Genomic DNA, 10,622 nt, shown 5'->3' with positions numbered 1-10,622 from the left:
GTTTGCATCAGTAACGGTTACAGTATAAACTCCTGCTGTTAAATCTGTGGCTGTGGCTGCTGTTTCACCATTCGACCATAAATAAGTATAAGGTGCGGTGCCGCCTACTGCAGATACAGTTGCTGAACTTGTTCCTCCAAAACAGGCGATTGATTCTGCTGTAATTGAACTGGTTAAGGCTGCTGCTGGTTCAGTAATTTCAACTTCAGCAGTAGATTCGCATCCATTTGCGTCAGTAACAGTTACGGTATAAACTCCTGCTGTTAAATCTGCGGCTGTAGCTGCTGTTTCACCATTCGACCATAAATAAGTATAAGGCGCGGTGCCACCTAGCACAGAAACTGTAGCACTCCCAGTTGAACTACCTTTACAAACGACATGCTCTTCGGCTACCGTTAGTTCATATTCAGGATGAACAATTATGCTTATTGTATTTGATTCTCCCGCAAAAAAATCACACCCTTCATTTCTTGCACATCGAACAAAATAAGTTGATTCAGTAATTACTCCAGGATCATAAGTTGGTCCATTAGCACCTGGAATTGGTGACCAATATGGGTCATCCTCATAAGGAATTGTGAGCGTATCACTTTTTATCCACTGATATTCCACTGGTCCTATACCACCACTTGCAGGTTCAATACTGAATAATAAATCAGGATCAAATGGACCACAATTCTCTTGATTATCTCCAATTTCTCCAGCATTTGTCACATTACAGCACGGTGGAGCAGACAGTGTTTTGGAACCTTCCATCACACAACCGTTAGCATCCGTAACGGTTACTGTGTATGTCCCTGCACTTAAACCGACTGCTGTTTGTGTAGTTTGACCATCCGACCATAAATAAGTAAAAGGTGCAGTTCCATCTAAAATGGACGCTGTAATCGCTCCACCATCTATCTCTTCGCAAGTTGGATTAGATTTTATGAATTTTATTTCCGCCATTTCGCACGTTACACAACCACCAGCTGTAGTCAATGCAACCGCTCCCACACCAAAAGAATCACCAGATCCGTGGGGTGAACAAACAGTTAATTCTATATTTGTACCATCACCAGGAACATCAGGAACAGTAATCGCATATAAGGAAGCTTCATTTCCAGCATTTTGTTCAGTAAATGATTCTGAATAAGTTGCAACCACAATCCCTTCATCGTTTGTAACTTCGACATCAATACGTACAGTTCTGACATCATCTTTTTCGTGAATTGGAATATAAAGATCTATATCTCGACTTATTAAACTTTCTCCTACTAAAAGAATATCTGTAACACAATCATCTGTTCCCCATGCAGAATGCGTATAATGTAATTCCCGATTAAACGTTTTGAAAGAAGAGGAAGAGTTTTCATCAGAAAGTCGTTTAATATACAAGGCGGTACTCAATATATCGCAATAACCGGCGTCGACCACACAAATCGACTCAGAAACACCTGGAACCAAAACACGGTAAATTTTTTCAATTGATCCACCAGGCGATGTTTGTTCAGCGATTACACCAGGTGCCGTATAAACAGTGCCATCAACTTCAATTTCAATTGAACTTGGCAATATGTGCCATCCACAATCGGTGTTCTGAAGCCATACTTCTACATACATGCTTAGCATACCGCTCGTATCTTCTACTGTCATGCAAGGATCGATATAATCTTCCATTCCTTCAATCTGAACATCATACTCAATTCCTCCATCAACACTACAGTCATTGAATTCATCTACATCAAGTGGATCTGGTTCAGTTATCGTAATCGTAATATCATTTGACACTCCCTCGAAATCTTCGCAACCAACATTTCTAGCACATCTTCTGAATATAGTAGTTTCCGTAATTAATCCCGGAGAATATTCTTCTTCGTTGGCCCCAGGAATTAAGGTCCATGAAAACACATCTGGTGTTCGTTTTATCCAAACATATTCCACCGGTCCAATTCCACCTGTTGCTGGAGAAAGACTACTTATTGTTTCAGGTATAAAAGCGCCGACATTTGTTTGATTAAATCCAATTTCTCCTGCATCCGTAACATTTACACATTCAACCGACTCAAAATCAACATTCGCTGTGTGAAATGGTACATTTAAAATCGAAGCACTTGCATCGTTATGAATCAAAGAAGCCACAGTAATTATGGCGATTCCAAAACAAAAACGTATAATCTGCATCATAGTAGGTTTTTTTTTATGCAAAAATACGAAACTCACACAACTATAGATAAATACCGCTTTTTAAAAGACGAAATTGTTAGTAATTTCGACGAACAACATAAAGCCAATCGGTGAGACATCCAAAAAGAACCGCGAAAGGCTAGTAAAAACAGTAACCACAGGAAAATCAACCTATTAAAAACATTTCAAATAAATAAAACTATAACCCGTTATAAAAGCTACTAGTTGTGTGTTTTTTGTGATATTTTGTCAATTATAAGGTGATATTGTTTTTATTTTATCAAATCCAATAGTTCGAAACAGATATTATCCACCTCTGCCCTTTCACTGTGCGCAGCTGATAAATTCGTTAACACAACAACCCCAGTTTGATTGGCCGTCTTAAATCCCAAAGAAGATGTAAAACCACCAGTACCGCCATTATGCCAGAACGTTTTTTCTTGTTCATCATTCGGTCGAAGAATATGCCAACCAAGGCCCAAAGCCATTCCTTGGTTTATTAAAAAAGTTTGTTCACGTGTTAAAGCCAAGGCTTTATTCTCATCGTTAAAGTGAGCTAAAATGTATTTTACCAAATCAGCACAACTTGCAACCAAACCTCCGGCTCCCTTGTAGGTTTGAAAAGTCCAATTGGCAACTTCTTTACCGTCTGCACCAATTCCTGGATAAGTGGTTTTAAGATCATAGCCAATTGCTTCAAGACCATATTTTTCTAAAACAAACTTCCTTAATAATTCTTCAAAATCTTCATTTTGCGATCGTTCTATGGCATACGATAATAGACTCATCCCTAAATTGGAATACAAATACTTTTGTTTCCTTTTAACCTTGAATTCATTCATGAGGTATTCATCCATTAACGCATTGGTAAATTCGGAATATGGATTCTCAGGGTTCTTTAACAAACACGGTGTAATATTCTCAGAAAGTCTTGGTAAGCCCGCCGTATGATTAGCAAGGGCAAGATAACTTACTTTGGTGCGTTTATTAAATTTGAACGGAAAAACGCGGTGAATATCATCATTAATCTTTATTTTATTGCTAAGCACCATTTCGGCAAGTAACGTTGTCGTAAAAGTCTTTGTTATCGAACCAATCTCAAAATAAGCATCCGATAGCTCTTTCACCTCTATCCTTCCCTTATTTCTATAAAACCCATAATATGAGGGCAACCCATCTTTCAAAATTGCAATTGAAACCCTTACCCCATCAGGCATTGCGTTTGTTTTGGATTCAACTAATTTGAAAACAGAATCTTGATTGACCTGACCGAATAATGCGTTCGATATAACAAAGGCAGTAAAAAATAATGTACGTAATAACATCTGGGTTCGATTTAGCCCTACAAAATAAAAATTTTAATCTAAAACCTACTGAAGCCATGCAATTATTAAATCCATACATGCATTTCTTTAATCACTTTTGAAACTGTTGTTGAAAAGAAATTTCTTTGAAATAGAAAAACAAAACCGATGAAGAAAACTTTTTTAATTGCCGCATGTGGGGTTAGCATGCAACTTTTTAGTCAAAGTCCTATTTACATTGATCAGGATGCAACTGGTACGAACGATGGAACCTCTTGGGAAAACGCCTTTACATCTTTTGAAATGATTGAAGATGTTTTGGCTCACGGAAGCGAAATTTGGATGGCAGAGGGAATCTACAAAATTACTGGTGCCACAGAAACTAGTGCTTTTGCATGGTTTACTGATTCTGTTAAAATATATGGAGGTTTTACAGGAACAGAAGAAAGCATTGACGACCGGGACTGGTTGAATCATGAAACCGTATTCTCCGGGGAAATAGGTGTTGATGGGGATGAGTCCGACAATATGAACACCGTATTGTACGGTCCCTTAGAAGAAGATTTTCCTATGACCTATTCTTTAATTGACGGAATTGTAATTGAAGGAGGAAACTCCAAGAATGTGGGCTTTTTACAAAACTATGCAGGTGGTGGTATATTATTAGGTTACAGCCCGGGAGACGTTCATTTCCGTAATTGTACTGTCAGAAATAATAGAGCTCGATCAGGAGCAGGCGTCTATATAACGGGCGAATATGTAGCCGACCTGAATATAATTTTTGAAAATTGTCGATTCTAAAACAATCGTTCAACATCTGGTGCTCCTTTTGAATGTAATACGAAAGGAAACAACCTCACAGTTTCATTCCTGAATTGTTTATTTGATAATAATGAAATATTTGACAACCCCGACTTCTCTGTTGGTTGGTCTGGACACGGTGGCGTACTTCTTGCTGAAGATGGCGGCAACCTCGATATACAATTCAATAACTGCACTTGGGCAAACAATACCAACGCTGGCACTGGCGCATTACATACCATGCTACCAATCTACCGAAGAAATGCCGGCGGAACAGCAGAAGTGACATTCAGAAACTGTATTTTTAACGAGAATGATAATGCAGCAAACAATTTCCAAGTTGGATGGGAAGATGTAGATAACACAACTGACGATATGGATGTCAATATCGATCATAGTTTATTTCAAGACACAACCGGTTTGCGTTACACAAGTGCAATCAACCTCTTTAAAGAAGATGCATTATTCGTTAACCCCGCAGCAATGAACTATACATTATCAGATGATTCACCCGCTATAAATGTGGGTAATACAGAGGCGGTAATCGACTTTATTCCATTAACCGATCTAAGCGGAGCGGTAAGAATTCAAGGCGGAATAATCGATTTAGGTTGTTACGAAAGCAGTATAGTTGATGATTTAGGAAAAGACCATTTAGCACCACTTCAAATCAGTTTATTTCCAAATCCAACAAATGGACAAATTCAACTAAAATCCACTGAAAAAATTCAATATGTCGAAGTTCTCAACCTTTCCGGAGAGAGCCTGTTAAAAAGCACAGCAACCACCATCAATTTAACCTCATTTTCCGCAGGAATTTATCTCATACATATTTATACCAATAATGCTGTTATTCAACAAAAAATCATAAAAGAATAATCACAGAAACCCTCAATTTAACAGCCTTTCTATTCACAGAAAGGCTGTTTATTTTTCAAGATTATCCAAACAGCAAACATAATCAACCAATCAGTCTACCCTGCTTATTTTAATAATTTCTAGGCCACCTTATCCCGTCATTCGCTATAGTTGCCTACTGTTCGGCAAGTCCAACCAACCCCACCTTTCCAGTTTCCGTTGGTCACTGTCAGTTGTTGGGTTGGCTATGCCAATCAGTGCGGCAAGCTGCCGCTGCTACCGGGGGTGGGGAGATTTAACTTCTTCAAAAACCGGTTTTGTTAATTTGCAACTGTATTTTTACAGTTCATTTTTCATCAACCATTTTGAAACACTAAGAACGAACTTATTGCTTTTAAGGCCATTTTAAACCATTAAAAAAGAGGTCCCAAAAGAACACCTTCATTATTATTTCATTTCTTAATGCCGCTATTACTTTTAAAATCAATTTATTACAATTTGAAAAATTCAAATCAGCAATTTTGGAACATTAGCCATTTTTGATACATTACCCGTTAATCCGAATACCTTGTCCTAGAATTAGTTGTAACCTGCTCTGCTCCGCCAGGCATAAAACCCTTCGAATAATTGTTCGTTTGGAATAACCTAATAACCTACTCATTGATCGAATGCCAACCCTAAGGCATTTAGTTGTTTTATACCTTTGTGTCCAATTAAAAAAATCCGTTTCATAACATAATTCAGTTTAAATGATTGTATCTTTGATAGTATCAAATGATAGTATCAAAGATGAAACCACCTTACGAAATAACATCTTCTATTTTAAAATTAATAACTTCTATTTCAGAGAAAATAGGAGAAGTAAATGCTAATTTATTAAACAGACCTTCACCTAAATTGAGAAAACAGAATAGAATCAAAACTATTCATTCTTCGTTAAAAATAGAAGGAAACACACTTACAGAGGAACAAATAACAGCACTTCTTGAAAACAAAAGAGTTATTGGACCTAAAAAAGATGTTATTGAAGTTTTAAATGCAATCAAAATCTATGAAAATTTAGAAGATTACAATCCGTCTAACGAAAAATCTTTTTTAAAAGCACACCAGTACTTAATGGAAGGTTTAATCGAAAATTCTGGAAAATATAGAAATCAAAGTGTCGGAATTGTAAAAGGCTCTAAAGTTGAGCATTTAGCACCACCATTTGAAAATGTGCCAAATTTAATGAAAGACCTTTTTGAATATTTGAAAAAGTCTGATGAAATTGAGTTAATTAAAAGTTGTGTTTTTCATTACGAAATGGAATTTATACATCCGTTTTTGGATGGAAATGGTAGAATGGGAAGATTATGGCAAACTTTAATTTTAATGGAAAAATATCCAATATTTGAATTTTTACCTTTTGAAACTTTAATTAGTAATGAGCAGGAAAAATATTACAAAGCTTTGGCTGAAAGTGATAAATCTAGAAAATCAACTAAGTTTATTGAATATATGCTTAATGTAATTGACATTTCAATAAGTCAACTATTAGATTTTAATAATCGGACGTTAAATGAAAAAGATAGATTAGAATATTATATTTCATTAAATAAAACAGAATTTACAAGAAAAGATTATATGGATATTTTTAAAGACATTTCATCAGCAACTGCAAGTAGAGATTTAAAAAAAGGAGCTGAGTTAAATTTATTTGAAAAAATAGGAGAAAAAAACAAAACAATCTATCGTTTAAAATAACAGGGCACAACAACTTTTAATGAACTCAACTATATAATGTGTTATTTTTCAGAACATTAAATTTCGTTTTTATCAAAAGCTCCATTTGGCATATTACCCGGTTTGTTTTTTTGAGTGATGGAAGGCATTTTTAATTTTCTCCTTTAAAATGCCGTTTAAGTCCGCTAGCAAGAAAAAATAATGAAAGCTGCGGATGAGCAAAACACAAGGGTGGGCAATTAAAAACTAAAAAACCAACCCGATCCCGTACATACGGGAGAACGGATTGGAGTTTGATTTTTTATTCATCAGCAGGGCTTGAGGAAGACCTTATTCAAGAAATATCAAATTCACAGTATCACTTAATGACTCAAAATTACTAGTTCTTTTAAATTGATCTATTTTTGTTAACTCGTTGAAAATGCACAAATTATTTACACTCTCTAAAATAGAATCGGGATATTCTGGATTTGTCAAATCATAATGATAGTTATCCAACAAAATTACTTCACCCGTAAATTCAGCAATAATATTTAATTTTTTATTTTTATTACGATAAAGGTGTTTTGATACGATACTATTATCATCAACATAATGATAAAGTTCTTTTTCAAGATCATTTAGCCCATGATTAGTTATACTCAACAATAAATCGTCTTGAAAATACAAAGAGTCACTGCCTAATTCTTCTTCAAGATATTCGTTATTTCTAATAATATTACCCGTAGCTCCTCTATTAGAAATAAATATTATTGTATCACTACCTACAACAATTTTCTTCGATTTTATATAAAAAAACCCATTCTCATAATGTTCTAATTCGTATATAAGACAAGAATCTTTTAATTTAACAAAAGAGGGCTTTATTCTATCTGAATTAACACAACAGATTAAGCAAAAAGCTAGCCCTAACAATCCTAATATTCTTTTCATTTATTCAATTATTCTATCGTGAGTACTTGGGTATTCTTTAAATTTTTCTGTTCGCTTATCTACGAACCCAGTTATGTGAACTTTTACTACATTATCATTAACGGAATTTGCCAAATTGATTGCCCCTTGAACAATAAAAGCTACCTCGTAATCTTTTACCTCCCTCTGTTTAGCATAACTCATAATACCATATACACCATCATCAAGACCAAGACCATTCCCCTTACCATATAGAGGACTACCAGCAATTTCATTTGAATGAGGCAAGCCTAGACCATGTCCTCCTTCATGTATTGCTGTGGTTCCGTCTTGATCCTGTCTTCTTCCAGCTCCAAGAGCTAATTCTCTTGCTCCTCCATTAGCTGTAGTTTTCATTCTCCACTCACCAGCATTAGCGAGAGTTGGATCATATACTAACTTATTAGCAGTTGGATCATCCGCTAGAGCTTTATCAACATCTTCCATAGTCTCTAAACCAATAAACCCAATATCAAAACTAACAGTCCACTCAACTCCATCATCATCTGTAATAATCCAATCCTTTTTTTCAAAACCTGATTCAGCCATTTTGGTTACTTCAGCTTTGAAAGTTTCTCCTGCAAAATATCCTGAAGTAAATGTTCTGTCTTCAATAATTGCTTGACTTTTCATATTAGGATCACTAGTGTCATAGTAAAACTTCTGTTTTACTGTTATAGTCTTATTCTCTTTGTCTACTGTTGCGATACCATCTGCACCATTTGGATCAATAAAGTAAATAGGATTATTATTATAAGCAACATAAGGTGATTGATTAGGATATCGACTCATGTGTGGATCTAAAGAAGTCCATCTTCCAATTCTAGGATCATATTGCCTGTATTCAGTTGTATACTCACTTCCAGCAATTTCTTTAACTTCATCATCCTTTTCCATGCCATTAAAGCCATAGCGGTATTCAGGTGTGTTGTCATTACGATTCGGCAACATCATCCCAAACGGATAATAATCACTTTGAGATACCACATCTGCAATATAATAATCCACAACGCCACCTTCAAGTGGTTCTGCTCCCGGTTCTGAATCTGGCAGTTGAACTTGTAACTTCCTGTCAGTCACCACCTGTAAAACGTTTCCTAAGTGGTTGGATAATTCATACATCTTATCACCTATAACTTGGTTATAAGTCATATCTTCTAAATCAAATTCAGGATCGTAACTTGCAAGCACCATTAATTCTGGGCTTTCAAGTCCTAATCTACTACTACCATAAATACTTCGTTCTGTCAAAGTCAGTTCTTTGTATGTTTCTGTTTCGTTATCTGTTAACGTATAGGTGCTCATGACATTGCCTTTATCCGACATTTCATTTTGGCTAACCCTGTGGGCGTCTCTGCTTCTATTATATAAAAATAAGAATAAATAAGTAATTTGCGTTCAACCTCCATAAATTGCATCTATACGAGAAGTGAAATTTAGGAAACGTTTGACAACCGCTGCAACGCAGCTACATGCGGAGCAACTTTGATCGAAAAAGACGATAAATATCCTCAAGATTAGGTTTGGAATAGACTGTTATTAATTGCTATTGAATATTTACTAAAATAGTTATATTTTTAGTTTGAGTAAGCAAGTGCAGAATGTGTCCGACCAACGACTGATGAATATCCAGCGTGGCGAGTTTCTTTTTTATGTAATAAAGTTATCTTATATTTGTATAATCACTGTAATCATTGACGTAAATGGGTAATATATTAGACATTGGCAATAAAATAAGTTCTTTGAGAAAAGAAAAAAAATGGTCTCAAGGGGATCTTGCAAAAAACATAGGAGCATCTCGCGAAATTATTGGTAAGTATGAGCGAAATGAAAACCTACCTTCAATAGAGATGATTATTAAAATAGCTGATGCTTTTGCCGTAACTTTAGATTACCTTGTCGGAGAAGGTCAAAACGCAAAGCTAGATAAGCAAACCTTGCAACGCATTTTGGACATACAGAGTATGGATGATCAAAAGCGTAAAACACTATTTGACTTAGTGGATACTTATATCCGTGATTTTAAAACCAGACAATCATACGCATCATGAAACAAGTAACAGTAGACATACCTGATGGGCAATTCGATTTCGTTATGGAATTACTTAAAAAACTTGGATTGAAAGCCCAGGATAATTTCAACGTACCATTATGGCAACAGGAAGAAGTGACTAAACGATTAAAACATTTAAAAGAAAATCCGGATTCAGGAATTGATTTTGATAAAGCTATGGACGATTTAGAGAAAAAATATGGCTTATAAGCTCATCACCTCTCCAATCGCTGATAAAGATGTTGAAAAAGCGATTAAGTATTATATCGAAACCAAAACTGAACTCGCAAAAGCTTTTTTAAAAGAGGTTAGAGCGGTTAAAAAATATCTGATTAAAAACCCTAAGAAAATTCAAGTACGTTATAGCAACGTAAGAATCGCATTTCTCAAAAAATTTCCCTATGGTATTCATTTTGTTTTTGAAAATGATACGATTGTAATTGTCGGGATTTTTCATACCTCAAAGAATCCGAAGAACTGGAAAGATAGATCATAAACCCCACACAGGAAAATAGGCATTCCTCCGCGGCCACTTTGTCAGGCTTTAGCCTCAATGCGCTGGCGGTGCGGTCTCGGCTAAGTCCATCACTGTCAGCCTAGGACTGATGTTTTTCCTATTCCAACACACCAGTACTTCCCAGTAGCGGAGTATTTCGCTTTCAATCGGCAAGCGGACGGCCTAAGCCATTATTTTGCCATAGACTTATGCTATGTCAAAATAATGGCGTTAATGTCTTAAACGTGATTAAATCCTGTTTTTTTAAGCA

At 35.7% G+C, this 10,622-nt stretch carries 10 protein-coding genes; 6 read left to right on the top strand and 4 right to left on the bottom strand.

The window, feature by feature from the left end; all coding sequences use genetic code 11:
* Positions 1-2,166, bottom strand: a 2,166-nt coding sequence (locus A8143_RS12950) for a SprB repeat-containing protein (protein ID WP_175437542.1), incomplete at its 3' end; no start/stop codon positions are given.
* Positions 2,167-2,438: 272 nt separating this feature from the next.
* Positions 2,439-3,491, bottom strand: coding sequence for a serine hydrolase domain-containing protein (locus A8143_RS12945; RefSeq protein WP_070138337.1), 1,053 nt, complete (start codon positions 3,489-3,491; stop codon positions 2,439-2,441).
* Positions 3,492-3,638: 147 nt separating this feature from the next.
* Between A8143_RS12945 and A8143_RS12940 the strand changes: the two genes are divergently transcribed.
* The 3 genes from A8143_RS12940 (at position 3,639) to A8143_RS12925 (ending at position 6,872) form a co-directional block, all read left to right on the top strand.
* Positions 3,639-4,271, top strand: coding sequence for a hypothetical protein (locus tag A8143_RS12940; protein ID WP_070138336.1), 633 nt, complete (start codon positions 3,639-3,641; stop codon positions 4,269-4,271).
* A gap of 240 nt (positions 4,272-4,511) precedes the next feature.
* Positions 4,512-5,150, top strand: coding sequence for a T9SS type A sorting domain-containing protein (locus A8143_RS12930; protein WP_070138334.1), 639 nt, complete (start codon positions 4,512-4,514; stop codon positions 5,148-5,150).
* A gap of 768 nt (positions 5,151-5,918) precedes the next feature.
* The gene (locus tag A8143_RS12925; RefSeq protein ID WP_070138333.1) at positions 5,919-6,872 is read left to right on the top strand and encodes a Fic family protein; all 954 of its coding nucleotides are present in this window, start codon (positions 5,919-5,921) and stop codon (positions 6,870-6,872) included.
* Positions 6,873-7,181: 309 nt separating this feature from the next.
* Here the strand turns inward: A8143_RS12925 and A8143_RS12920 are convergent, their stop codons facing one another.
* Together A8143_RS12920 and A8143_RS12915 are read right to left on the bottom strand one after the other, a co-directional pair.
* Positions 7,182-7,784 carry a hypothetical protein gene (locus tag A8143_RS12920; RefSeq protein ID WP_070138332.1) on the bottom strand — a complete coding sequence of 201 codons (603 nt, stop codon included), beginning with the start codon at positions 7,782-7,784 and terminating at the stop codon, positions 7,182-7,184.
* On the bottom strand, positions 7,785-9,128 hold the full coding sequence (locus A8143_RS12915) for an RHS repeat-associated core domain-containing protein (RefSeq protein ID WP_070138331.1): 1,344 nt from the start codon (positions 9,126-9,128) through the stop codon (positions 7,785-7,787).
* A gap of 377 nt (positions 9,129-9,505) precedes the next feature.
* Between A8143_RS12915 and A8143_RS12910 the strand changes: the two genes are divergently transcribed.
* From A8143_RS12910 to A8143_RS12900, 3 genes are read left to right on the top strand one after another with little or no spacing between them, the layout of a single operon-like run.
* Positions 9,506-9,853, top strand: coding sequence for a helix-turn-helix domain-containing protein (locus A8143_RS12910; protein WP_070138330.1), 348 nt, complete (start codon positions 9,506-9,508; stop codon positions 9,851-9,853).
* The gene (locus A8143_RS12905) at positions 9,850-10,065 is read left to right on the top strand and encodes an addiction module protein (RefSeq protein WP_070138329.1); all 216 of its coding nucleotides are present in this window, start codon (positions 9,850-9,852) and stop codon (positions 10,063-10,065) included. Before A8143_RS12910 ends, A8143_RS12905 begins: the two co-directional genes overlap by 4 nt.
* Positions 10,055-10,351, top strand: a complete 297-nt coding sequence (locus tag A8143_RS12900; RefSeq protein WP_070138328.1) for a type II toxin-antitoxin system RelE/ParE family toxin — start codon at positions 10,055-10,057, stop codon at positions 10,349-10,351. Before A8143_RS12905 ends, A8143_RS12900 begins: the two co-directional genes overlap by 11 nt.
* The last annotated feature ends 271 nt before the right edge of the window (positions 10,352-10,622 follow it).

Source organism: Crocinitomix algicola, from assembly GCF_001661595.2.
GTDB lineage: Bacteria > Bacteroidota > Bacteroidia > Flavobacteriales_D > Crocinitomicaceae > Crocinitomix > Crocinitomix algicola.
This window is presented reverse-complemented; position numbering and strand designations above follow the sequence as displayed.

What these genes read in the sequence shown, in the direction of transcription:
- A8143_RS12945 (WP_070138337.1), bottom strand. Translation starts at nt 3,491, where the DNA reads ATGTTATTACGTACATTATTTTTTACTGCCTTTGTTATATCGAACGCA.
- A8143_RS12940 (WP_070138336.1), top strand. Translation starts at nt 3,639, where the DNA reads ATGAAGAAAACTTTTTTAATTGCCGCATGTGGGGTTAGCATGCAACTT.
- A8143_RS12915 (WP_070138331.1), bottom strand. Translation starts at nt 9,128, where the DNA reads ATGTCGGATAAAGGCAATGTCATGAGCACCTATACGTTAACAGATAAC.
- A8143_RS12900 (WP_070138328.1), top strand. Translation starts at nt 10,055, where the DNA reads ATGGCTTATAAGCTCATCACCTCTCCAATCGCTGATAAAGATGTTGAA.
- A8143_RS12905 (WP_070138329.1), top strand. Translation starts at nt 9,850, where the DNA reads ATGAAACAAGTAACAGTAGACATACCTGATGGGCAATTCGATTTCGTT.
- A8143_RS12925 (WP_070138333.1), top strand. Translation starts at nt 5,919, where the DNA reads ATGAAACCACCTTACGAAATAACATCTTCTATTTTAAAATTAATAACT.
- A8143_RS12920 (WP_070138332.1), bottom strand. Translation starts at nt 7,784, where the DNA reads ATGAAAAGAATATTAGGATTGTTAGGGCTAGCTTTTTGCTTAATCTGT.
- A8143_RS12910 (WP_070138330.1), top strand. Translation starts at nt 9,506, where the DNA reads ATGGGTAATATATTAGACATTGGCAATAAAATAAGTTCTTTGAGAAAA.
- A8143_RS12930 (WP_070138334.1), top strand. Translation starts at nt 4,512, where the DNA reads ATGCTACCAATCTACCGAAGAAATGCCGGCGGAACAGCAGAAGTGACA.